Annotated in this window: 20 protein-coding genes; 8 read left to right on the top strand and 12 right to left on the bottom strand. The window is 68.3% G+C overall.

Annotated elements, in window-relative coordinates; translation table 11 throughout:
* Nucleotides 1-152 precede the first annotated feature (152 nt).
* Together ACLHRZ_RS34205 and ACLHRZ_RS34200 are read left to right on the top strand one after the other, a co-directional pair.
* A complete protein-coding gene (locus ACLHRZ_RS34205) occupies nucleotides 153-371 on the top strand; it encodes a hypothetical protein (RefSeq protein WP_490422517.1) in 219 nt (72 codons plus the stop codon).
* Nucleotides 372-528: 157 nt separating this feature from the next.
* Entirely contained in the window at nucleotides 529-945 is a 417-nt protein-coding gene (locus tag ACLHRZ_RS34200; protein ID WP_490422516.1) for an actin-binding ADF family protein, read from the top strand.
* 94 nt (nucleotides 946-1,039) lie between these two features.
* Here ACLHRZ_RS34200 and ACLHRZ_RS34195 read toward each other — a convergent pair whose 3' ends face one another.
* On the bottom strand, nucleotides 1,040-1,771 hold the full coding sequence (locus ACLHRZ_RS34195; RefSeq protein WP_490422515.1) for a hypothetical protein: 732 nt from the start codon (nucleotides 1,769-1,771) through the stop codon (nucleotides 1,040-1,042).
* A gap of 213 nt (nucleotides 1,772-1,984) precedes the next feature.
* On the opposite strand from ACLHRZ_RS34195, the gene ACLHRZ_RS34190 reads away from it, so the two are divergent.
* Entirely contained in the window at nucleotides 1,985-2,605 is a 621-nt protein-coding gene (locus ACLHRZ_RS34190; protein WP_490422514.1) for a DUF4277 domain-containing protein, read from the top strand.
* A gap of 157 nt (nucleotides 2,606-2,762) precedes the next feature.
* Here the strand turns inward: ACLHRZ_RS34190 and ACLHRZ_RS34185 are convergent, their stop codons facing one another.
* Nucleotides 2,763-3,173: a hypothetical protein gene (locus ACLHRZ_RS34185; protein ID WP_490422513.1), complete on the bottom strand. Its 411-nt coding sequence runs from the start codon at nucleotides 3,171-3,173 to the stop codon at nucleotides 2,763-2,765.
* Nucleotides 3,174-3,860: 687 nt separating this feature from the next.
* Here ACLHRZ_RS34185 and ACLHRZ_RS34180 point away from each other — a divergent pair.
* Nucleotides 3,861-4,523: a transglycosylase SLT domain-containing protein gene (locus ACLHRZ_RS34180; protein WP_490422512.1), complete on the top strand. Its 663-nt coding sequence runs from the start codon at nucleotides 3,861-3,863 to the stop codon at nucleotides 4,521-4,523.
* 498 nt (nucleotides 4,524-5,021) lie between these two features.
* Nucleotides 5,022-5,906, top strand: coding sequence for a serine hydrolase (locus tag ACLHRZ_RS34175; protein ID WP_490422511.1), 885 nt, complete (start codon nucleotides 5,022-5,024; stop codon nucleotides 5,904-5,906).
* A 105-nt stretch (nucleotides 5,907-6,011) separates the two neighbouring features.
* Here the strand turns inward: ACLHRZ_RS34175 and ACLHRZ_RS34170 are convergent, their stop codons facing one another.
* Both ACLHRZ_RS34170 and ACLHRZ_RS34165 read right to left on the bottom strand, forming a co-directional pair.
* Nucleotides 6,012-7,364 carry a rod shape-determining protein gene (locus tag ACLHRZ_RS34170; RefSeq protein ID WP_490422510.1) on the bottom strand — a complete coding sequence of 451 codons (1,353 nt, stop codon included), beginning with the start codon at nucleotides 7,362-7,364 and terminating at the stop codon, nucleotides 6,012-6,014.
* 277 nt (nucleotides 7,365-7,641) lie between these two features.
* Nucleotides 7,642-9,306, bottom strand: a complete 1,665-nt coding sequence (locus ACLHRZ_RS34165) for an IS1182 family transposase (RefSeq protein WP_490422509.1) — start codon at nucleotides 9,304-9,306, stop codon at nucleotides 7,642-7,644.
* A 436-nt stretch (nucleotides 9,307-9,742) separates the two neighbouring features.
* Here ACLHRZ_RS34165 and ACLHRZ_RS34160 point away from each other — a divergent pair, with 436 nt between their 5' ends.
* Nucleotides 9,743-10,327, top strand: a complete 585-nt coding sequence (locus ACLHRZ_RS34160; protein WP_490422508.1) for a GVDTG sorting domain-containing protein — start codon at nucleotides 9,743-9,745, stop codon at nucleotides 10,325-10,327.
* 187 nt (nucleotides 10,328-10,514) lie between these two features.
* Here the strand turns inward: ACLHRZ_RS34160 and ACLHRZ_RS34155 are convergent, their stop codons facing one another.
* Nucleotides 10,515-11,213 carry a M23 family metallopeptidase gene (locus tag ACLHRZ_RS34155; RefSeq protein WP_490422507.1) on the bottom strand — a complete coding sequence of 233 codons (699 nt, stop codon included), beginning with the start codon at nucleotides 11,211-11,213 and terminating at the stop codon, nucleotides 10,515-10,517.
* A gap of 416 nt (nucleotides 11,214-11,629) precedes the next feature.
* Here ACLHRZ_RS34155 and ACLHRZ_RS34150 point away from each other — a divergent pair, with 416 nt between their 5' ends.
* Entirely contained in the window at nucleotides 11,630-12,145 is a 516-nt protein-coding gene (locus ACLHRZ_RS34150; RefSeq protein ID WP_490422506.1) for a hypothetical protein, read from the top strand.
* 1,098 nt (nucleotides 12,146-13,243) lie between these two features.
* Nucleotides 13,244-13,810: a Uma2 family endonuclease gene (locus tag ACLHRZ_RS34145; protein WP_490422505.1), complete on the top strand. Its 567-nt coding sequence runs from the start codon at nucleotides 13,244-13,246 to the stop codon at nucleotides 13,808-13,810.
* Between the two features lie 495 nt (nucleotides 13,811-14,305).
* Here ACLHRZ_RS34145 and ACLHRZ_RS34140 read toward each other — a convergent pair whose 3' ends face one another.
* The 7 genes from ACLHRZ_RS34140 to ACLHRZ_RS34110 form a co-directional block, all read right to left on the bottom strand.
* Nucleotides 14,306-15,553 carry a wax ester/triacylglycerol synthase domain-containing protein gene (locus tag ACLHRZ_RS34140; RefSeq protein WP_490422504.1) on the bottom strand — a complete coding sequence of 416 codons (1,248 nt, stop codon included), beginning with the start codon at nucleotides 15,551-15,553 and terminating at the stop codon, nucleotides 14,306-14,308.
* Between the two features lie 190 nt (nucleotides 15,554-15,743).
* Nucleotides 15,744-17,102 carry a cytochrome P450 gene (locus tag ACLHRZ_RS34135; protein ID WP_490422503.1) on the bottom strand — a complete coding sequence of 453 codons (1,359 nt, stop codon included), beginning with the start codon at nucleotides 17,100-17,102 and terminating at the stop codon, nucleotides 15,744-15,746.
* 65 nt (nucleotides 17,103-17,167) lie between these two features.
* Nucleotides 17,168-18,145 carry a spirocyclase AveC family protein gene (locus ACLHRZ_RS34130; protein WP_490422502.1) on the bottom strand — a complete coding sequence of 326 codons (978 nt, stop codon included), beginning with the start codon at nucleotides 18,143-18,145 and terminating at the stop codon, nucleotides 17,168-17,170.
* Nucleotides 18,146-18,162: 17 nt separating this feature from the next.
* The gene (locus ACLHRZ_RS34125) at nucleotides 18,163-19,299 is read right to left on the bottom strand and encodes a terpene synthase family protein (protein ID WP_490422501.1); all 1,137 of its coding nucleotides are present in this window, start codon (nucleotides 19,297-19,299) and stop codon (nucleotides 18,163-18,165) included.
* A gap of 80 nt (nucleotides 19,300-19,379) precedes the next feature.
* Entirely contained in the window at nucleotides 19,380-20,471 is a 1,092-nt protein-coding gene (locus ACLHRZ_RS34120) for a polyprenyl synthetase family protein (protein WP_490422500.1), read from the bottom strand.
* Nucleotides 20,468-21,604: a flavodoxin-dependent (E)-4-hydroxy-3-methylbut-2-enyl-diphosphate synthase gene (gene ispG / locus ACLHRZ_RS34115; protein ID WP_490422499.1), complete on the bottom strand. Its 1,137-nt coding sequence runs from the start codon at nucleotides 21,602-21,604 to the stop codon at nucleotides 20,468-20,470. The genes ACLHRZ_RS34120 and ispG overlap by 4 nt, the downstream gene beginning before the upstream one ends.
* Nucleotides 21,601-23,484, bottom strand: a complete 1,884-nt coding sequence (locus ACLHRZ_RS34110) for a 1-deoxy-D-xylulose-5-phosphate synthase (RefSeq protein WP_490422498.1) — start codon at nucleotides 23,482-23,484, stop codon at nucleotides 21,601-21,603. Before ACLHRZ_RS34110 ends, ispG begins: the two co-directional genes overlap by 4 nt.
* Nucleotides 23,485-23,695: the final 211 nt, after the last annotated feature.

The raw sequence follows: 23,695 nt of genomic DNA, 5'->3' as shown, positions 1-23,695 counted from the left end.
CCCGGGTCAATTCCATGAGCGCCCACACAGGCTGGGGCGCCTTGTGCGGCTTCGCAGCAGTCCGGCGACGACGTCAGCCCTGAACGCCGAGGCCGAGTTCACCCGCACCCAGAAAAGAGATCTTCACTCAGCGGCAGTGGATCGGCGAGCTGATGGGACAGATCCGCGACTTCGACCAGGTGATCCCTGGCGAATCCGTCCACGCGCTGACCATCGAGAACACCATCCTCAAACGCCGCGTCCAACAGCTCGCCCAGGAACACCGCACCCTCCAGGAACGGCTCGAAGGCGCCCGGTCGAACCTCCGATTCGCCGACAAATGCATCGCCGGCCTCGAAGCGCAACTCCTGGGAAAGCCCAGCAATCGCTGACAGCCAGCAGGGCGCATCAGAGCCAACTTGTGGTGATTTCCGGAAAGTTGGGTGTTATCGATGGCGCTCTGGGGAGCCTACAGAGGTCGGTCTGTCAGACGGGGCCGTGGCAGGCCGGTAGGGCGGGCCCGCACGTCCCCTACCACGAGGAGGGTCCATGAGTTCCTCTGGCGTTGCCGTCTCTGACGCGTGCCTTGAGGCTTTCAGCAAGCTGAAGCTGGAGCGCAGATACAGGTACATCGTCTTCAAGGTCGGTGACGACAACAAGGAGGTAGTGGTCGAGAAGACCTCGGACGACAGCGACTACGGGGCGTTCCTCAAAGACCTCCCGAAGGACGGCTGCCGCTACGCGGTCTACGACTTCGAGTACGAGAAGGAAGGCAAGCGCAGCAAGCTCCTCTTCTACAGCTGGGTGCCTGACGCAGCCAGGATCAGGAGCAAGGCGATCTTCGCCTCCTTCATGAGCACCTTCCGGAAGTCCTTCGACGGCATCGACCAGGACATCCACGGAACCGGCTACGACGAGGTCTCCCACGGGTCGGTCCTGGAGAAGGTGACCCGGCGCCTGCGATGAGACGCTAGACCTGGATTTCGCACGTGACGATGCGCTTCCGCCACCTGGCCTGCGGACAGCCCGAACTGGTCGGCCTGTCACTCGCGCCGGGCTGCTATCGGCGTGACCGGAACGGTCGACGCCGGGGCTGCTCGGGGAAGGCGAGGGTGTAGTGGAAGCCGTCGTCGCCGACGGTGCGTCGCAACGTTCGCACAATCGCTTCGGGATCGTCGTAGGGGCCGTTGACGTAGAAAGGCTTGCCGTCACGGCCGAAGTTGATCGGGCAGGGACCGGCGGGTTCACCGAGTACAGCGGCGGCGGCTTCGAAGTCCGCCTGGGGAGTGAACCCGAGTTCGTGAGCGTAGGAGGCAGCGCCGAACACCAGAGCGCGGGCAAGCTCGGCGGGAACCTGCACGTGTTTCCCGTAGGCGCTGAAGTAGGCCTGCCGGTACGCGTTCAGCCGGCTCGGGCTCATCGGTTCCGGAGGCAGCGCGTTCTTCACCCCCAGGCACCACACATCCAGCAGGAACCCGGCGACCTGCGCCTTCGTGGAGCGCATGCTGTCCGCGGCGATGAGTACGGTGACAAGGCCCTGTCCTTCCTCGGCATCAAAAGCCCCTGGGTCCAAGCCCGTCCACTGCGGCGCCCCCTCGAGATCCACACTGTGGCTCCAGCCGGTGTTCACCCAGCAACGCGGCTCGCCGCGGCCTGGCGCCGCAACCTGCACGGCACCGTTGAGCACTCCGAGAACATCCGCGAGAGTCACCCTCAGCGTCCTGGCGATCGCCTTCGCCGACCGACCCTGCTGATCAAGGTTCTGCACCTGTACTACAAGTCGCTCATCCACAGCCCCACCCTACGGCCGTTGCCACGGTCACAGGGCCCAAACGCCGACAGCCCGACCACCCGGGCGACCCTGTGAAAGGGACGCAACTCGAGTGTGCTGGTAGTGGCGTCATGACCGGTGGCTCCCGGTCTCTCTCCTGGTATGAGCAACTCATCGACAGTGCCTCGCCGTTCAGCTCTGCGTCCGCGGACCGAGGTGGCGGTGTCGCGTGTGGTGGACAAGCGTCTGGGTGCGCTTCCGGTGGTCGCGGGGTTCCTGCGCCGGCTGGATGTGGCGGGGGCTGTCGATCGGGTTTGCCCGATCGGGGAGAGGGCCCTGTCCACCCATGGCCAGATCGTCGAGGCACTGGTCGCCAACCGTCTGACCAGCCCTCTTCCGTTGCAGCACGTCTCTCACTGGGCGCGGGAGTGGGCAGTGGAAGAGGTGTTCGGGCTGTCCGCGGACATCCTCAACGACGACCGGCTCGCCCGCGCGCTGGATGCGGTCGCCCCGAATCTGGAGAGCATCGTGGGGTCGGTCGGGGCCCGGGCCATCGATGTGTTCGGCCTCGACGTCGCGCGTCTGCACTGGGACATGACCTCGATGTCCCTGCACGGCGCCTACGAGGAGAACGAAGAGGACTATCCCGCCCCGGCCTACGGCCACCCTAAGGATCGGCGCACGGATCTGAAGCAGATCCAGGCCGGACTCGCTGTCACCGGGGACGGTGGCGTGCCGGTGTTCCGCCGCGCCGAGGCTCTTTCCGTACCTTTCCAGCAGGATCCCGTGGCCGATGAGCGTGCAGGTCCGTGGTGTGGCCCGAGGCGGCGGCCGGCACCTGGCAGGCGGTGGTGACATCGGTGCCGCCTGGTACCTGGGGTGACGGCCTGCCCGGCAGCGCCCTGGAGGACGGCACCGGCCATCGTCCTGTATTGGAGAGTGCGCGCGGCAGCGGTGGTGTGCCGTGGGGTGCGGCCCGCCGAGTTTGACCGGCCGTAGCCCGGCCTGTGGGTCAGTTGCCGGGCGGGGGCTGTGACGGAGCCGGGGCGGGTTCTCTGCCGGCCGTCGCATACGCGCCGTCGTCGTCCCTGCGGGGAAGACGGTCAGCCGCAAGATCATCGATGCGGCCGGAATTCATGCCCGCCGGGGTCTGCGCAGTTGCAGCAGCTGTGGCCACGGGCCTGCTGCCCGCTGTGGCGGTTTCTTCGTGGTCTGTTGCCTGGCCGGTGCGGATGATGATGGCGAAGACGGCCATGCAGGCTGCGCAGTGCAGTTCGGTGAGGAGGGTTCCTGCTGCGGGGCTGTGGGGGCGTATGTGGCGCAGGGAGCGTCCGCACAGGGTGTTGCGGGCGTTGCGCGAGAGGATGTGCCATACGGTGTCGGGGCTGCCGGGGGCAGCGGGAGCGGCACACATTGCATACACAGCGGCTCCTTCTCTATGCCTGCCCCCTTCGTCGCCCGTGGGCGGAAACCGGCGGCCGGGTGTCGTTCCCGGACTGTGGCCCGGCCGTGACTCCATGCAATCGCGCCGTGCCCGGTCAGGCCATCCCGCCCGACCCGTACGGGTGACGCACGGCACCCGTACAGGTACCCCTCGCGCGGCCTGCCGCGCATGCCCCCGCACGCCCCCAGCCGGGTCGGCCTGCGCTCGGTAGGGCGTGGCCTGCCGCCATCCAGCCGGTGTGCTGCCCGGCGGGACGCTTCCATCACATGCGTGAGCCCATGCGGTGCCGTCACTCATGGCGAGGTCCGTGTCCGCTGATGCCGACCGGTCACTGCGAGAGGGGACGGTTGCGGTGTGTGATGAGAGGGGTGTGCTGGTGTGAGACCGGGCACGAGATGCGGGTCACTTACGGCCGTGAGCGGATAGATCCATTTCCCCGCACGCCGCCCGGTCCAGCGGCCTCGCCCGCGTGAGGGACCCATGCTGCAACGATGCGGGGTAGTACGTGGGCCCTTTGCCAGCTCTTTTCGATGCTGCTGACAATGGCGGCTCCCGGAAGGCGTCGTCCGTTGCCGTGCGGCGCTTGGCTCTCCCGGTCCCGGCCGTCGCGGCGTACCCCCGTCGGGAACGCGGGCGCACACCCGTCAGCGAAGGATTTTCCCCGTCATGCGCTCTGTCATATCTGCTTTTGCCCGTCTGCCCCGCTCTCACCGGAGGCTGTCGGTTGCCGGTGCTGCGGCCATCGGCGTCACGGTGGCCGGACCGGCGCTCATCCCCGCCCAGGCCGAGGCCGATGACAAGACGCGGCCGGTGGCCGTCAGGCCCGTCGCCTGGAACGCCCAGGTCTTCGGGCAGACACACGACGACGAGCAGGCCGTGCTGTACGACAGCGCGGCCCGGCAGGCCCGGGAGCAGGCCGCCGCCCGGACCCAGGCCGACCGGAATGCCGGCCAAGAAGCCGCCTCCCGCGCCGCTGAACGCGAGAAGGAGTCGGCGAAGAAGTCCTATCCGGCGAATCTCGACGGCTGGATCCGTGAGGCGTTGGACGTCATGCAGGCCAAGGGCATCCCGGGCACCTACGAGGGCATCCACCGCAACATTATCCGTGAGTCCAGCGGCGATACCCGGGCCATCAACCTGTGGGACATCAACGCCCGCAACGGCATCCCCTCCAAGGGGCTGCTCCAGGTCATCGACCCCACCTTCCAGGCTTACCACGTCGACGGCACCTCGTGGGACATCTACGACCCCGTCGCCAACATCACCGCCGCCTGCAACTACGCAGCCCACCGGTACGGCTCCATGGACAACGTCAACTCCGCCTACTGATATCCCGGTTACTCATCCAGCGGGCCACAAGGGAACGCGGGCTGCCGGACTCCGCCCCCCTTGTCGATGCACCCTTGCCGGGTGGGGCTTGTCATCTGCGGCGGGTTCGGGGGCTATCCCCTGATCCGGCAGGCGTGCCACCGCACTGCTCGACGTGATCAATGCCGTAATCCCGCCCGTGGCATGGTTGCGGTGAATGCCGATCATTCCGAGGGGCTGTCCACCGTCGGCCTCGTCGGGAAGGGATTCGCGCGGGGTCCGGGACCTTCGACCCTGTGTCCGATATGCCCCAACTGTCACTGTGGATGTGTGATCGCGGACGGGTTTTGAAGGCGAAGTGACTAATGCGACCCATCTCCGCCGGAAGATGCGTGCCCATGCATGCCGCCTCCTGCTGCGCCCGGATCTCAGTCGCAGGCCTCGCGTCGGCGGGAATCACACGGAGGGTTAGCTGTGCGCACTTATGCAAGAATAGGGGCTGGCGGGATAATGTCTCTTGTGGCCTCGATTTCGGTTACTGCACCCGCAGTCGCGGCCGACCGGCATAAAAAAGCTACGGTTACATGCACGTCTAACAGCAGCGATCTGGCTGCGCGGCTCGAGGAAGGCATAGCCAAGGCTGTGGCGAGCCGCGACAGCGCAGTATCGGTTGCGCTCTATGACCGCCGCACCGGTACTTCCTGCGCATATGACGAAAAGCGGCAGCAGGATGCAGCGAGTACTGTCAAGCCGATAATTCTCGGGGCGCTGCTGTTCCACAACCAGGGGCCCCTGAACGGTGAGGACGATGCCCTCGCCCGAAAAATGATCACCGCTTCTGACAATGATTCAACCCTGGCCCTGTGGGAGAAGCTTTCCGACCTGACGAATCCGGATGCCCCGGATCCTGTGAAGATTCAAAGTTTTATCGACCGGGCGGGAATGAATGACACCATCCTTGACAAGGAAGCTTCATTTGGCCTCAGTCGGGTCAATGCGGCCGATCAGCTCCGGCTCTTGGAACTGTTCACGAGCAGCGACGACACGAAAACGCCGGTGCTCACCCAGGAAGCGCGCACCTACGCGCTGGACCTCATGAACCAGGTTCAAAGCGATCAGCGATGGGGAGCCCCGGCAGGAGCTCCTGCGAACGCCGCTGTCCATGTCAAGAACGGCTGGCTGCAACGCTCCGATAATCCTGATGTTGACCCTTATGACAGGCTTGACTGGAAGGTGAACAGCATGGCCGCGTTCACCGGTGACGGCTACGATTATGGACTCGTTGTGCTCACTGAGAACAACAAGGCCCCTGCAGGCCACCCGGCGGAGTCGGGCTGGATACATGGGATCAATACCGTGGAAGAAGTAGCCCGGCCAGTCCACCGCGGTCTCTCCGGGGAGTAGCCGCGCCTCAAGCGCCCCAGGCCAGTCCACGGGAGCTGGCTGCCGACGGTGACTCGGCGTGCCCTTGCCCAGGTGGGCAGACCGTGAACCCGCCGAGTGTACTGACTACCTGGGGTAGCGGGCCTGGCGGCGGAAGGTATCAGGGTTGCCTGCACCGTTCTTTCCGCGCAGTTGTGGGCTTCCTGACCGCGGATCCCATGCGGAGGGGTATTTCAGCCGGGTGCGCCGGGATGGCCGCCGCACCTTCTGCGCAACAGGGCCTGCCGAACGTCCACGCAGGCTACTGCGCGGTGGTGCGCCCATATCGGCCGTGCCGTCCTGCGCCGCCGTCGGCATCTCCTGCGCCTCGATATTACTGAGGTCTGGCGCCACCAGGGCTGCAGCCGGGGCCTGGGACGCGGGCTGGGCCGGTGTGGGCTGATGGGCGTGCGAATTGCTGCCGCCGCTGGCGCGCCCGGGACAGAGGTCGCCGTCGATAAGTCTGCCCAGTCCCCGGATGATGCTCAGCTCCGGCCTGCCTGGTGTGCGTGCGGTGATGCCGGTGGTGTTATGGATCATGTGGTTCAGGCCGAGGCGGGTGGTGGTGCTGCCGGTGATGGTCAGGCCGGTGTCCGTGAGGTCGGCCACGAGGTCGGGGGAGCAGGTCCGCAGGACCTGGCCGAGACCATGGACGATCGCGCTCATCGGTATCTGCACTGCCTGGCGCAGACCGGCTGTGCTGACGGTGATGGTGCGCCACGTGCCGGTGGCTGGCTCCCGCCCGCACAACTCCACTTCCTCCAGGAGCGGTTGCGCGGCCAGGAGGCAGCAGGCCTCCTCAAGGCCGCGCAGGGGAAGAGCCAGGTGGTGCGTGTCCTGGATGTGCGCATCCAGCGCCTGAAGGAACGTTCTCTCTCCGACGGGTACGGTTTCCGCGGTCACGAGCGAACCGAGGGAGAGCATCGCGATCTGGGTGGAGGCGGTGCCGCAGTGCACGACCATCGTCCCCTGGGCCCGGCCGGCATCCAGCCCGCACCCGGCCGCCACGGCCAGCACCCTGTCGACCAGCACGATCCGGCGCGCCCCCAGACCGCCCAGCACCTGCGCCACGGCATCCAGCGCCACCTGCCCCGGTGCATGCGGGACGCACACGGCAACCCGCCGCATCACCCACCGCGAACGAAACCACCCCCCTGTCCTACCGTGCAGGAACATCCGCAGCATCCGCTGCGCCATACCAATATCGGTGACAGTTCCGGCGTATATGGGGCGCAGGAACTCGGCACCGGCCCCTGCTCTTCCCTCCAGGGCCTGGGCGGCGCTGCCGGCGGCTATCAGGCGTCCGGTGCTGGTGCACCGGGCCACCATGCTCGGCTCGTCGACGATCACGCCCGCGCCCTGGAGGTGGATGCGGGTGCGTGCGGTGCCGAGGTCGAACGCGAGGGTGCAGCGGCGCAGTTGGTCAAGATCGGAAGCCATACAGGGGGTCTTTCTTGCGGCCGTGGCCCGAGTGCCGGTGTCCCGCCCCTGCCGTCAGCCTGCCTGCTGCGGACACGGGCCGCCCGGCGGACTGCACCGCACGAGGGACCCCAGGCACCCCACGGCTCCTGCCCGGAGCATCCGCCGAGGATCCCTACGGGTGGTCGGTCACCGGCCGGTCTTCCGGACTGCCACGCCTGCGCAGAGACCAGCGCGATGACCGCACCGACAGTCTGCCCCTGTCACCTGCGCACCGGACCCTGTTGCCCATTGGCGGTTAAGTCCTGGCGGCGAGGTTGATTTCGAGGCGGGCGAGGTGGCTGACGCGGGAGCGGTCGAGTGTGCGTTCGTTCCACCATGCGTCCAGGCGGTGGATGTTGAGGGCACAGGCGCCGGTGACGTGTTCGAGGTGGGTCTTGGCCTGGCCGCGGTAGCGGGCCCGGCGGGCGCCGGTGACCGCGACCGTCTGGTGGATGGTGCCTTCTGCTCCGGAGCGTAGGGCGTAGTCGGCCTGCCAGTCGTCGGTGTCCTGTTCGGCTCGGCGTTGACGCAGCAGGACGTCGGCGTGGGGCTCGCCGGGCAGCGACAGTTGCCTGGCCCCGCTCCTGGCGCGTGTGCACTGCGGCCGGGCGGGGCAGGGTCGGCAGGTCAGCTTCGTGAAGGTGACCACAATCGCCGGACGACTGCCCTGTCGGCACGGGCTCCATGACGAGCTGGTCTGCCCCATTGGGCAGACGGCCAGCCGGTGCTTCCAGTCAATGGTGAAGTTCGCGGTGGCGAAGCCCTCCTTCTGCCTGGCCTGACGGGAGGTGTCCAGCAGCGCCGGGGTGATCAGCGCGGCGCCGTGCCGCGACAGCGCGGTGTGGATCGCCTCCGCGCTGGAGTACCCGGCGTCGAGGTAGTGCCGCTCCGGCAACAGGCCGCGCTCCTTCTCCCGCGCGTGGATGCCCGGTAATGCCTGGATGTCGGGGACCGTGGACGCGGTGGTGGCCACGTCCGTGATCAGGTTCGGGGCCTGCCTGTCCTCCTCCGCCGCATCGGTGCAGGTCTCGGTGACGTGCAGCTTGAACCCGTTCCAGAACAGGTCGCGCTTGACCGCCCACCGGGTGTCCAGGTCGTAGGGTGAGGCGATGCGCAAAGCGCCCGGCGGCCGGCCGTCCCCGCCCTCCGCAACGTCCTGCCGGCGCGTGACGTGCTCCCGGCCGCGGACGTCGATGTCCACGCGGAAGTTCTGCACCAGCACCGTGCGCAGCACCTGCACCGCGGGCAGCTCGCGCAGCCACTGCGGGGAACGCGGACCGTAGACGGCCCGCAGCAGCTGGTAGCCGTCCTTGGCGTAAGAGACGGCCAGTTGCTCGCGCCCGACCGCAGACGCGGGGATCCGGTAGGCATCGATATGGGTGTCATAGCGCCGTGACCAGGAGGACACGTCCAGCACCTGTGCGACCCAGTCCGGAGCGGCCGCCGACAGGGCCTGCACCGCCGCGCGCACGCTCTCCCCGGCCAGCTCCAGCCGGTTCAGGTCCCGCACCGCGCTGATGACGTGCGTGGAGTCGGTGCGTTGCTTGCCGCCGGCTTGCAGCAGCCCCAGTTCCTGCAGCCGCGCCAGCAGCAGGTCCAGCACCTTCTCCTCCAGGCCGTGCGCGATCACCCGGTCCCGGAACTGCGTCAGGACCGTGTGGTCGAAACCGGTGTCCGCCAGGTCCAGCCCCAAGGCGTACATCCACGACAGCCGGTCACGCACCGCGTCAGCGGCCTGCCGGTCGGTCAGGTTCTCCGCCATCTGAAGCACCGTCACCAGCGCCAGCCGGCCGGGCGACCAGCCCGCCGGCCCCGTCCTCCCGAACGCTTGCGCATACTCCCGGTCGGGAAACAACTCCCCGAGCCGGTCCCGGACCGCCACCGCCAGCGGCGTCTTGCGCCCGTAGTTCTTCGCACGCACTGCCCGCGCCACCTCACCGGCCGGCTCCGGCCATGGCATCGGCTCCATCGACATCGCCCCACCCCCGCCGCCGGGGAACGGAAGACGCCCGACCGCACACATCACCGTGACAGCCACAACAGCATGATCACCAGCCACCAACAAAAATGGGCAACAGGGTCGCACCGGCAGGCAAAACCCCTGCTCCGGCGCGTCCCGGTCTGCCCCACGCGACACACAGCGCCTTCCTGGGCCATCCGATGGCCAGCCCGGGCCGGCATGACGGTGACGCGGGCGGGGGTGGGCTGCGGTCCTCACTCATTTGGTGGGCTGGACCCTGGCCCCGGGGTGCAGGCCCGGCCGGAGCCCGCTTCGCTCGACCTTGACATCAGCCGCGGGTTTCCCGCATCCGCGCGGCACACCTGCCTGTCGTGCCCGCGCTCACGGAGGATGACCTATGCGCAGTGCACGAGTGCCCGCCCGGGCCGCAGAAGCCGCCGTCCTGACCACGACCGTCCTGGCGCTGACATCCATCGCTGCTGCCTTCGCGGCGGACTCCGGCAAACTTGAGGTCACTCCGGGGACTGCCCGGCCCGGTGCCGTGGTCACCGTGAACACCACGGCCTGCGGGGCGAGAGGCCACGGCACCGGCGACGCCAGCGCCCTCGGCGGACCCACCGCATTCGAACTCAAACCCGGCGCCCACGACCACGTCGTGGTCGGCCGCTTCATCGTGCCCAGGAACGCCCTGCCCGGCACCTACGGCCTCGGCGCGCAGTGCGACAACGGCAAAGAGGCCACCGGCGATGTGATCATCACCGAGGCCAGCGCCTCCCCCCTTGCCACAGTGCAGGAGAAGGCCCCGCCCATGCCGGGCACGGCCCAGGCCCGGCCCCCCGAAGGCGGCATGAACACCGGCGCCAGCGCCAGAAGCGAAGAGCCGGGCACACCCCACATCGTGGCCGGTGCAGCCCTCATGGCCATCGCAGTGGCCGGCACCGTCTGGTTCGCCCGCCGCCACCGCACAGACAACCGCCCCTGACGGACCCTGTGACGCCCATGGCCGGCACTACAACAAAACCAGCTCCCCGCCCCCAGGAAGGGCGGCTGCCACTGACCGATGGGGGAGCAGGCAGCGGCAGCCGGAAAGACCATCACCAGGCCGCACACAGAAGCAAGGCAAAACCAATAGATCGGGACGGGAGCGGTTTCTTCGTGTCGGTATCGGGTCAGAAGCCGGCGCCGCGGGTGATCATGAAGGCTGCGGGGTCGATGGCAGTGCCGTAGTGGGGGGTGGTGCGGATCTCGAAGTGCAGGTGGGGGCCGGAGGAGTTGCCGGTGGAGCCGGACAGACCGATCTCCTGGCCGGTCATGACGGCCTGGCCGACGGTGACGTTCACCCGGGAGAGATGGGCGTACTGGGAGTAGGTGGCGTCGTCGTGCTTGATCACGATGGCGTTGCCGTAGGCGGGCCCGTCACCGGCACCGTTCGGGCCGGCCTTGACGACCGTACCGGCGTGCACGGACCGGACAGAGGTGCCGCTGTCGACGACCAGGTCCTGACCGCTGTGCGTGCTGGCCCACATGGCACCAGCCTTACCGAAGGACTGGCCGACCTGGTAGCCCTCGACCGGGGACACCCAGGCAACAGCACGGCTGCGCGACGCCTCAGCCTCCCGCTGCGCCTCAGCAGCACGCTGCTCAGACCGCTCCTTCTCCTTCGCCGCGGCCCTCGCCTGGGTCTCGGCCTGCGCCCGTACAGCGTCGTGCAGGGCGGTCACGGAGACGGACTCCGCTATCAGCGGCTGGGAGGTGTCCTCGGCTGCCAGCGCCGTGCCGGTCCCCAGGGCCAGTGAAGCCCCGAAAGCGACCACCAGCACGGCAGCACGGGAACGGGCGGGCTTACGGACAGTGGTGCGCTTCGGCATACGCGAAAACCTCCGGGGAACCGAGTCCCGGCCCGCGGACCGGACCGGCCCATCCTTGGTAACCCGGCCCGGCGACGCTGCCAAGGCACCCGCCTACTAAGCACGGCCGTAACGACGTAACACCGCCGTAGTACGCCGGAGCCGGACGAGCCCGCCGCCACGGGCCTGCCCCCGGCTGTCCTGGCACTGCTAGGCCACCCCGTAGGTGACCTGCACCCTATGACCCGTATCACCGCCAGAGTGTCTGGGGCCCTGACCACTGCGCGCACATGATGGGGCTCCTGTCCACGGCACTTCGGTCACTGCAGTGGAGACCGGTGAATCCGCAGCTTCCGTCAGCCGCACCAGTGGACCGGCGTCCAGCAGCTCCTCGCCCCACCCGTGTCCTGCTTCTCGCTGTGCTCGTTGATCCTCGTGTGACCGACGAGCTGAGCACGGCAGCACAGCGCACCTGGTCCTTCTCCACCCACACTCCACGCCGAGGGCGGCGGATCGCCGAGGTCGTCCACCAGCCGGTACCCGGTGCGTACGACGGTGTCGTCCGGTCTGCACTGGCCTCAGGTTTCCTCTGGGGCTACGAGCCTGCGCCTGTAGTGACTGCTGCCGTCCATGTTGTCGACGGCTGCTTCTACGCTCTGACGCTGACCGGCACACGTGTTGTGGTGGTCCCCGAGGAGCCGGTGCCGTTGTCTTCGGCATGGCTGAAGACGGCCCTGGACACCTTGGAGGCAGTGGTCATGGTGGTGCCGCCTGGCGCCTTCGGCAATGAGCTGCCCCAGCGGGCCGACCGCCACGCTGCCCCCGAGGCGTGCGACACCCATCGCGCGGCGTTGAACGCCGTACGGACCGACGGCCGTCTGCTGTGGGCCGCCGCCCGCATCCGCCTCGACCAACCACCCGTCGGCGCATCAGCCGCCAGGGCAGGGCTGTAACCGGCCCCGGTGCTGGCGGAGCGCGCCAGTTCGCTCAGCCCTGCACGGCTTTCGGCCTCAGCACATACAAGTGAAGAAGAAGCAGCAGACATCGGCGGGGCGGGCAGGGACCGGCTCCGCTGCCACTGGCACGGCAAACAGGCCGATTGCCACGAGTGCCCCGACAGCCACTGCCGTGATGCGACGCATGACCCCTCCTCAGGCGGCAACTGAGCGGTACACAGCTTGCCTGTTCCGGCCAAAGACCGATAAGCACACCCTCGTCAACCGGCTGGCGCACGGTCGCCGGAAGTGCGCTGTCACGCGCCGGGGGCAGCGGCCCACCGGGCCGGGCTTATCGGCTTGGCAAGCACACTCGCTACGGAACGTAACCGCAGGGCGGGGACCCATGTGAGCGTCGCAGGCTGCAAAGATGCGTGGCAGGAGCAAGGGCCTTCCCGCAGGAGCGGAGGCGCTAGCGGTGGTATGCCCTGGGGCCTGTAAGCCCCGTGGGGTGGACGGGAAACGGTGTGGCGAACGCCTAACGGTTCCCGATTGAGCAGGATCGAGCAGGATGCAGCCGGATGGAATCGGATGGAAATGTCCGGTCCGTCGGTGAAACTGCAGGTGAGAAGCGTCACCGGAATAGGTTCGAGTCCCACCCGCCCCACCAAGAAAAACGTTCTGACCTGCGGAAATGCCCCTGGAAGGGTGTTTTCGCGTGTGGCGTTCGCCTATCGCCGGTGTGGCGAGGCGGGCGCCTCTGGTCTGCCTCACTGGGCTGAAACCGTCTCGACCTGGGGTTTTCGGTGGAACGTGGGTGCGAAGGTACGGCGAGGATCCCATGGTGATCCCACGGCCTCGGGATGTGGCGTGCCGCACATGAGAGGGATGGCTGCGGTAGTCGAGGCCGCTTGTGATGGCCTGGTGGTGCTGGGCACGGGCGCTTGGCGCGATCCGCACGAGGTGTACCCGTAGGCGCTGGAGTGGCCTGTCGTGGGCTCGCTGGCTGGCTGCTGGCCAGCGGGGGCATGGGTGCTCCCGTTGCTGTGCGGGTGGTGGACAGTACGCTGGATCCGGCGGGATCGGGCCCGCTGCGCGGTGTCCGGGAGGTGTTTCATGACGGCCGAGATGGTGGCTCCGGCGTGGATGCATGAGCAGATCACGGCGGAGGCGTACGAGTCCTGGTCCGAGGAGCAGTGCGCCGGTATCGAGGTCGTGGACGGGATGGTCGTCGTGAGTCCGAGTGCGTCCAAGCGGCACAACCGGCTGGCCCGGATTCTGGCGAATGCTCTGGATGCCGCCGCGGGCCTGGAGTGGAATGCCGACACGGACTTCGACGTCCGGCTTCAGGACGTCCCGCTCACCAATCGGCGCCCGGATGTCGTCGTGTACCGCTCGGACACGATCGATATCACCCCCACGCGCCCCGAGCACGTGCTGCTGGTCGCGGAGGTGGTGTCGCCGGGCTCGGAGACCACCGACCGGGTCGTGAAGGTCGAGCAGTACGCCAAGGCAGGCGTCGGCTTCTACTGGCGGATCGAGCAGGCCGCGACAGGCGTTCCTCTCGTGTACACCTACGTTCTCGACCCTGCGACGCAGACCTACCGGGACGGAGACGTGTTCACCGGTGTCGTCAAGGCAGCGGCCCCCTTCCCGGTGGAGATCGACCTCGGCCAGGTCTGACCCCCGCACTGAGATCGTTTCATCTTGAACTCGCAGGTCGCTGTGCTGGTGTGAGCCCGTGATGCGGTCCTCGTGCCGACAGGCGGAGTGATCGCCTGCCACTGCCGGACTTCGCAGTTCGCCAGAACGAGCAGGGCCCGTAGCAGTGTGGTGGCGTGATGGGCGTTCATGCGGACCTTGGCCGGAATGCACCAGGGCTTTAGGCTGACCAGCCAGTTCGCCTCCTTCTCGGCGTCGGTGAGGCGGTGGGAGCGGGTCACCTTGCGGCCGGTGATGATGACCGGAGCATCGTCGGGGTCGACGTCGAGGCCGACGAAGCAGAGGTCGGCCAAGGTGCCGAGGCCGGCCTCGCGTAGATGCCGGGTGATGTGGTCGCGGCGGGCGTCGAAGATTTCGCCGGCCCGGCCAGGGTGGGCGGACGAGATCCAGATCAGGTTTCCCGGGCACACGTCCTTGGCAGAGCCATGTGCGCGGACGTGACCCTTGAGGCCGTGGTCATGGCGTGGGTCGGGTGGCTGATGCTGCGGGTGCGTGCACGGTGTCATACCACCGGTGATGAAGCGTGTCCATGCCCGGCAGGGCGGAGTCGGTGGCGAACAGGACGCTGGAGCGGCCTTGGTAGGTGAAAAGGAAGGTGCAGGCAGGTGAGCCGAGGGGGAGACAGACGATGGGGTCGATGGCGTGGACGGGGTTGTCGAGGAGTGACAGGGGGTGGCGGAATGCCACGCTGGAGCAGAAGACAGTGCCGCGTTGTGGTGTCGCGATGGTTCTGAAGGACTTCTGGATGAGCCATGGCGGGGTCCGGTACGAGATGTGCCGGATGGCTTCGCGGTGTGGTGGGGATTTCAGGAGCGCAGTGGCGTGGACAGTGGCGCGTAGGCACTGCGGTAGGGGACTTCCGGGGCCGGGCAGGATGAACCGGCCGGCGGTGGCGTGGTTTCCGGGTAGGCCCAGTGTTGCTGTGGTGCGGGTGCTGATGGCCACCGTCAGGGGGATGCCGTTTGTGGGGCGGGGGTGGTGCTGCACGGTCCAGTGCTGTAGGGCGTGGGCGAGAGTGGCGATGTAGGCGTCGTTGCCTGTTCCGGCGAAGGGGCGCGCCAGGGTGTGCAGTGTGCGCGTGGGGACGGTGGTCCAGCTGAGGGTGCGTTCAGCGGAGTATCCGTGTTCGGGGTGTGGCCACAGTCCCGTCTTGGTGGTGGCTCGTGCCAGGACGCGTGCGGCGGCGGCCGTTTGGCGCAGGGTGGGCCGCGGTGCATCGATCAGGGGGCGGACGATTGCTGAGGATTGGTCGGGCGGAATGGTGGTCGGGCTGAAGAGGGTTTCCAGGGTGTGGACGAATCCGCCGCCGTCCTGCAGCCCGTGGTTGACGCGGTAGAGGACGGCGCAGCGATCGGTGGCTTGTCCGTGCAGGAGTGTGAGGTCCCAGGGGGGCTGGTCCGGGGTGAAGGGGGTCAGGGACAGTTCCCGGACGGCGTCGTCGATGGTGCGGCCGGCCGGCAGGAGACGGTTGCGGACATGATGGTCGAGGTCGGGGCAGACCTGGTGCCAGCGGGCCTGTAGCGCACGGCCTTTCATGACCAAGGACAGGGCCGGGAGACGGTGGAGGTGTTGACGGATGTGCTCTGTCACCGCCGACAGGGGTGGGGGGCTTCCGTTGACGTGCAGGATCGCCCCGACCGTCATCGTGGGGTCGTGATAGAGCAGTGCATCCAGAGGAGAGGGCCGCTGGGACGTGGGGGACATGATTCCCTCCCGACGGTAACGGCAGAGCGGTGCGCTGACTTACGGCCGAAGATCTGAAATGCATCCACGCCATCCTCGAACGCGAATGGGATGGCCTGAGGGAACACGAATCCCGTCATCAGCGCGGAGGCCGAGAGCGAGGCGCCTTCTGCGAAGAAGCCCGGTCACCCCGTGAACAGGCCCCCAGGGTTCACTGTTTCCGGTGGACGGGGATGACGGGAAAGGACGGGAGGTTCAGAGTGAGAGCGAGGGCCGGCTTGGTGGGCCGCGCGGTGGGGTCGGGCACAAGTTGCCACTGTGAGGCGATGGTCGCGACGGCAAGGGCGGCCTCTGTCATGCCGAACGTGTCGCCGATGCACTTGCGGCGTCCATGACCGAAGGGGAGCAGGGCCTCTTTCTGGCGTCGCGAAGCCCGGTCCGGGAGCCACCGGTCAGGGTCGTACGTCTCCGGGTCCGGGAAGATCTCCGGCAGGTGGTGCAGGAGGTACGGACTCCAGAACACCGTGGTGCCGGTGGGGATTTTCACTCCGCCGAGTTCGGCGGGCGAGGTGACGGTACGGGACAGAAGCCATCCCGGCGGGGTCAGGCGGAGTGATTCGGTGAGGCAGCGGTTGACCTGGCCCAGCCGGGGCAGATCGGCGAAGGTCGCGGGTTTCCCGCCCAGGACATCCACGGTTTCCTGCCACAGGGCCTCTTCCGCGCCGGGGTTGTTCGTCAGGTGGTAGAAGGTCCATGTCAGGGCCGTCTCCGTGGTCTCGGTCCCGGCGAAGAAGAGGGTGACGATCTGGTCGAGGAGCTCGTCGTCGGTAAAGGCCCGTTCGTCGGTGCCTGTGTTGACGAGGGAGGCGATGAGTGAGTCCGCGTTTCCCCCGGTTTTCCTGTGGCGGTCGATACACGCCTGCCCCAGCGTGCGGATCGCGGTGATGCTCTCCCAGAAAGCCCTGGTGGACGGTGTGGGCAGCCGCGTGAGGGCAGCGACCGGTACCGTCATGCGCCGGTAGGCCAGGCGGAAGGAACGCTCCAGGTGCGGGAGAAGGGTAGTGATCTCTCCCTCGGTGAGGTGGGTGCCGAGCAGGGTACGGACTGTGGCACGTGCCGTCAGCTGCGAGAAGACCTTGGCCGCGTCGAACGCGCGCCCATCGGACCACGAGGCGACGGTCTTCCGGACCTCTTCCTGCATGATCTTGCAGTAGTCGGCGATGCGATGGTTGCTGAACGAGGGCTGCATCAGCGCGCGTTGCCTGCGGTGATCCCTTAGCCGGGAGACGCCGATGCCATTGCCCATCGTTTCACGTGCCCTGTCGAAGACGGGGCCGCCTTTGTCGAAGGTGGCAGGATCCGCGAGCAGGCGGTGCACCAGTTCCGGGGCGCAGAGCACATACGCGGTCGACGGCCCGAGCTTGATCCGGACGATGTCACCGTGGGCGGGGAGGGAGGTGAGGAAGGCCAGCGGGTCGCTCCGCAGGGCAAGTCCGTGCCCCAGCAGAGGAAGGGCGCCGGGCGCATCTCCGGTCCGCCACTGATGCGTCTGTTCTTTCGTTTCTTTCACTGTGTCGCCCCAGGGGATCGGCTGGATGTCTCGTCGGCGGGTCGGCCGTGCAGGGAGAGGCTGATCTAGCCCGGCGGGTGCGGGTTGAGAAAGCCCGGAGTGTCGGCCGGTGGCGGTCCAGGATTCAGCGACACGGCGACGATGAGGGCAATGCAGTAGGCAAGAATGGTGAGTTGGGTGAATCCGATGCCGGCGAGCAGACGTACCAGTGGCCGTTGGCTGCCGCGGAGAACAGGGATGTCCATGCCGTCATGGCGCGCCCGGTACAGCATCACCGCTCCGGGCGCACCGGCGATCAGTGCTGCCGGGACGATCCCGTACAGCGGTTGCTGGTACCAGTGCCCGGCGAACAGGGCGAGGCCGGTGGTGGAGTACCACGCATGGCCCGAGACGTAGGTACAGACCGGTCCCAGGGCGGCTACCAGGATCGAAGAGATGGCCGTGGCCGCAGCTGCCGGCTTCAGCACGCCCTGGTCCGGCCGGTAGAGCATGACGCGGTCGAGCAGCAGGAATGTGAGGTAGGGCCACCAGACGAACAGCCCGAAGTACAGGCCGTTCGATGCGGCCAGCGTCTGCACGGCGCTCTCGGGGAGCGGTCCGTGCCATCCCGGGATGTAGGGGCCCCAGGTGCTGATGTTGAGAACGTGTGCGGTGAACACCAGAGTGGGATCACGATAGTTGGTCAGCGGGTCCAGCCAGGCGCTGGTGAGAAAGCCGACGAACAGCACGGCGAAGGCGCTGGGACGCTTCTCCCGGCGGGAAGTCCGCACGGCGTACCAGGCAGTGGCGGCCAAGGCGGCCAGTACGAGTGCTTGCCAGACCCACAGCATCGTCTGTCGTGCGGTGGACAGCTCTCCGTGCGCGGGGACGGTCCGCGCGCCGCCGTCGAGGACCCACCTGGCCAGGACCCAGATCTCCGCCAACAGGAACACCGCGCCCACAGCCGCCCACACGACGGGCGTACGGCGGGCCCGCGGCGGTGTCAGCGCTTGGCGGCGACGGTCGGCCGCACCGGTCCGGCCGATGGGTGTGCCCGTGTCCATCTCGCCGTCCTTTGCCATCAGACGGTCCGGCTGCACTGTGAAAGCTCCTCATTGGAACGGAGTTTGTACACATCGCCGGCCCGTGAGGTCGGCGGGGTGTCCGCCAAGGGCTGTCCGATGAGGTAGCGGCAGGTGTGGTTGCTCCAGTAGTTGACTCCGCCCACGAAGGTCCGCAGTCCCGCCGCGTAGCGGTGCACCTGTTCCCGCCAGCGCATCGGCAGGTCGCACTGCTCGATCAGGTCGCCTGTCGCCTCCAGGTCGTCGACGGCGGCCGCGGCCATGTCGGCGATCTCGAAGAGAGTGTCCTGCACCGACAGCCCGGCGGATTCCGACAGGAGCCGGACGAAGGTGTCCTCGCCGCGCCCGGCGAGGTGTTCCTTCACGAAGGAACCGGCGTCGTTGTAGAGCAGCGAATAGTCACTGCAGCAGTTCTCCAGCCGCTCCACCACAGGGTGCCGAAGGATTTTGTCGGGAAGGTCGACGCGGGAGACCCACTCGATCAGCGCGCAGTAGACCGGCATTGCGGCCGAGGCACGGCGGTTGCCGATGTAGTCCTTCACGGACCGGAAACCGAGGTCCCCTTCCCGGGCCCTGACCTCCACGCGTGAGGCGGCGCCGTAGCGTCGCATGGCCTGGACGAACCGCTCGGCGCACCGGTCGCTCATGCCCAGGGCGCGCATGCGTCCGAAGAAGTCCTCGAACGGTCCCAGCGCGATGTCACCGGCCCTCTCCTCGGAGCCGATGCCCTCCAGTACCGAGCAGGCGGCCAGACTGATATCGCGAGTGGACCGGCGGTCCATCTTGTCGTCCAGCCACACCGACCAGTTGTGGAAGTCGCTGAGTGCCCGGATCTGCCCCGGCGTGGCATCCGGGTAGGTCCAGGACACAAAGCCGGCGACGTCCTCGCGCAGCAGCCGCCGGTATACCTCCGGGGACGGGTCGACGGTCTCACGCAGCCAGCGGGCACTTTCCCGGACCGCGGCGGCGTAGTGGAAATTGCACTGTTGCACGAACGGGCGGGCGCGTTGCCTCAGGTCGTGCCGGGGCGTCCGGATCGAGTCCAGCCGGGTTCCGTCCCACAGCCGCAGGCGGACCCCGTCACTGATGTAGGTGTCGAACGGTGCCGGATCGCTGTCCACTGTCTCGGGGGACATGTCGAGCCGCCTTTCCGTGAAGCTTTCTGTCAGAAGTGCCGTAGGGGTGCCGGTGGCGTTCAGGTGGGAGGGGGAACGGGTCATGAGGTCCGCCATGCTGCCTGCCGGGTCAGAGCGCGCAGTTGGTCACGGACATCGGAGGGCATGCTGATGGCGGTCAGAGCGCTGAGGGCCTTGTCGTGGCAGTCGCGGATCATGCGTTCCACCGCCTGGTCGGCTCCTGTCTCCTTGATCAGGCGGCGCAGCGTGCTCGCGCCGCTCTCGTCCAGTTCCGGGTTGCCCACCAGGTGGTGGAGCGTTTTGCGCTGGGTGGGGTCGGCGTGTTGCAGGGCGAGGGCGAGCAGGACGGTGTGCTTGCCCTCGCGCAGGTCGTCCAGGTGGGGCTTGCCCGTCTTCCGGCGGGTGCCGAAGACGCCGAGGAGGTCGTCGCGGAGCTGGAACGCCTCGCCGAGGGGGAGGGCGTAGGCGGTGAGCCGGTCGAGGGTGCGGGTGCCGGCGCCGGCGAGGGTGGCGCCGAGGTGCAGGGGGCGCTCGCAGGTGTACTTGGCGGTCTTGTAGCGGATGACCTTCAGCGGGACGTCGGTCCCCCCGGAGAGGTCGCCGGTGGCGAGGAGGTCGAGGTACTGGCCGTACATCACCTCGGTGCGCATCGCGTCGAGGACGGGCAGGAGCCGGGCCAGTCGGCCGGCGGGCAGGCCCGCGGTGTGGAGGATCTCGTCGGACCAGGCCAGGGCGAGGTCTCCGGTGAGGATGGCGGCGCCGGTGCCGAGGCGTTCGGCCGCGGTGCGGGTGCGATGGGGGCGCAGGTGGCGGGTGAACGTCCGGTGGACGGTGGGATGTCCGCGGCGGGTGGCGGAGTCGTCCATGACGTCGTCGTGGATGAGGGCGAAGGCATGGAACATCTCCAGCGACGCCGCCACCTTGACCATTGCTGCGGTGTCGCCCGTTCCACCGGCTGCGTACCAGCCGCAGGCGCACAGCAGGGGGCGCAGCCGTTTGCCGCCGTCGAGGACGAACCGGCGCAGGACCTCGACGACTTCGGCGGGCATGCGGTGGTCGGCCGCGGTGCGCGCCTTCCGGTCGAGGTAGTCGGCCAGGTGCGCGTCGACGGCGGCGCGGACGGCCTTGAGGACGAGTCGGGGTCTGGGGCAGGCGGGCGGTGGGGTGCTCATGGCCGGCTGCCTTGTGTGTCGCTGCCTTCGGATGGTCCGTCGGCCAGGCGGAGGGCGTGGTCGAGGAGGGTGTCGACGATTTTGGATTCGGGGACGGTGGCGACGATGCGGCCGCGGACGAAGATCTGGCCTTTGCCGTTGCCCGAGGAGACGCCGAGGTCGGCTTCGCGGGCTTCGCCGGGGCCGTTCACGACACAGCCCATGACGGCCACACGGAGGGGGTGGGGGAAACCGTCGAAGGCGGCCTCGACCTGGGCAGCCAGCTTGTGGATGTCGACTTGGAGGCGGCCGCAGCCGGGACAGGAGACGATCTCCAGTCTGCGGGGGCGCAGGCCCAGCGACTGCAGGATGTGGATGCCTGCCTTGACCTGTTCCACGGGCGGGGCGGAGAGGGAGACGCGGATGGTGTCGCCGATGCCTTCGGCGAGCAGGATGCCGAAGGCGACGGCGGATTTGATGGAGCCCTGGAAGGCGGGTCCGGCTTCGGTGACGCCGAGGTGGAGGGGGTAGCCGCAGGCGTCGGCCAGGAGCCGGTTCGCCTTGATCATGGTCATGGGGTCGTGGTGCTTGACCGCGATCTTCAGCTCTCTGAAGCCGTGTTCCTCGAACAGCGAGCACTCCCACAACGCCGACTCCACCAGCGCTTCGGGCGAGGCCGCACCGTGCTTGGCCAGCAGACGGGGATCGAGAGAGCCGGCGTTGACCCCGATCCGGATCGGCACCCCGGCCGCCGACGCGGCCTTGGCGATGTCGGCGACACGGTCGTCGAAGCGCTTGATGTTCCCCGGATTGACGCGCACCGCCGCGCATCCGGCATCGATCGCCGCGAAGATGTAGCGGGGCTGGAAATGGATGTCCGCGATCACCGGGATCGGGGATTTCGCCACGATGGCGGGCAGGGCGTCGGCGTCGTCGGCGGAGGGAACGGCGACGCGGACGATGTCGCAGCCCGCCGCCGTGATCTCCGCGATCTGCTGCAAGGTGGCGTCGACGTCGGCGGTCACGGTGGTGGTCATGGTCTGGACGGACACCGGTGCGCCGCCGCCGACGGGGACGTCGCCGACACGGAGTTGGCGGGACGCCCGGCGCACCGGAGCCGTGGGCATGGTGGGGAGGCCGAGTCCGGTCTTCATCGTTGCTTCCTCGCCGTACCGGTCGGGGTATGAGGGGCGGGGCCGTCGCGCAGGAATCGGCTGCGGGCTGCCAGAACGCTGGTGGTGATGCCCTCGGAGTCGAGCCCGTTGCCGGCCAGGATCCGGTCCCGGGGGCCGTGGGGGAGGAAGGCCCGGGGAAGGCCCCGGCAGACGACCGGTGTCAGGACACCGGCGTCGGTGCAGGTCTGGGCGATCAGGCTGCCGACGCCACCGGTGCGGGTGTTGTCCTCGACGGTGACGGCCAGTCGGTGGCGGGCGGCCAGATGCACGAGGGCCGGGCCGACCGGAACGGCCCAGCGCGGGTCCACCACGGTGCAGCCGATTCCCTCCCCCTCTTCCAGGGCCACCGCCGCCTTCACGGAGGCGTCGGCGGTCGTGCCCACGGCCACCAGCAGCACATCCAGGGGACGGCCGCCGCTGCGGTGCAGGATGTCCATCCCGTCCATGCGCGCCAGCGCCGGCACATCGGCTCCCACGGTGGCCTTGGGCAGGCGCACCGCGCTCGGGCCGTCGGTGAAGGCGACGGCCTGGACGAGCAGTTCACGCAGCCGTGCCGCATCCCGTGGCGCCGCCACCCGCATCCCCGGCACCAGGGCGAGCAGACTCAGATCCCACATCCCGTGATGCGACGGCCCGTCCGGGCCCGTCACCCCCGCCCGGTCCAGGACGAAGGTGACCGGGAGCCGGTGCAGGCCCACATCCATGAGCATCTGGTCGAACGCCCGGTTCAGGAACGTCGAGTAGAGCGCGACCACCGGGTGGAATCCGCCCATGGCCAGCCCGGCCGCGCTGGTCACCGCGTGCTGCTCGGCAATGCCCACGTCGAAGACCCGGTCGGGGAACTCCCGGGCCATGAGGTGCAGGCCGGCCGGGCGCAGCATGGAGGCGGTGACGGCCACGAGATCCGCGCGCTCGCGGGCGAGGGCGAGGAGTTCACTGCCGAAGACGCTCGTCCAACTGCGCGGGGCAGGCGCATGCGGGGCCGGTGCGTGAGATGCGGGGGCACGGCCCGTGGCGGGATCGATGACCCCGACGGCATGGAAGCAGTCGGCCTCGTCGGTCTCGGCCGGCGCATAGCCCTTGCCCTTGACCGTGACCGCATGGACGACGACGGCCCGGCGCCGGGCCCGGGCCTCGCGGAGTGCGGATTCGAGAGCGGGGATGTCGTGGCCGTCGACGGGGCCGATACAGTCGAGCCCGAGCACGCCGAACACGTTCTCCCGGCTCCCGTCGGTCCGGTCGCCGCGGCGCAGGCCGGCGAGGCGGGCGGCGAGGGCTCCGGTGGTGGGGGCGTAGGAGCGGCCGTTGTCGTTCAGGACGACGACCACAGGACGTTCGGGGGCGGCGGCGATGTCGTCCAGGGCCTCCCATACCATCCCGCCCGTGAACGCGCCGTCCCCGATGACCGCCACCACCGCCCGGTCCTGCTCCCCTGCCAGGGCACGGGCCTTGGCCAGACCGTCCGCGTAGGACAGGGCGGTCGAAGCGTGGGAATTCTCCACCAGGTCGTGCGGCGACTCGGTGCGGGAGAGGTACCCCGACAGACCGCCTTCCTGCCGCAGTGTGCTGAAGCGTTCTTGCCGGCCGGTCAGCAGTTTGTGCACGTACCCCTGGTGACCGATGTCGAAGACGATCGCATCGCGCGGGGAATCGAAGACCCGGTGCAGCGCGATCGTCAGCTCGACCACGCCCAGATTGGGGCCCAGATGCCCGCCTGTGGCGCACACGGTCCCCACCAGCACGTCACGGATCGACTCGGCCAGCCCCGGCAGCAGCCGGGCCGGAAGTGCACGCAGCTCCGCCGGACCGGGCAGGACCGCGCGGAGGTGGCACGGGCCGGGCTCCTGGCAAGCATTCATGACCGGCCCCCTTGGGCAGCCAGAAGGACGGGAAGCCGAAGAGAAGGGGTGCCCGGGCACGGTCACGGGCGGCACCGCCCCGCCGGTGCGGGACGTGCATCGAAGGAAGAGAGGCCGTTCCCCACAGGGAGTGCACCCCGGAAACGGAACGAACGCTGGGCTTGATTCGGTTTGACGGACATCCGAGATCAGGGGCCTTGGCCCCGGAAGG

The sequence above is a fragment of the Streptomyces sp. AM25 genome (assembly GCF_058146165.1).
The sequence above is the reverse complement of the archived record's forward strand: the minus strand, read 5'-3'. Positions and strand labels throughout refer to the sequence as shown.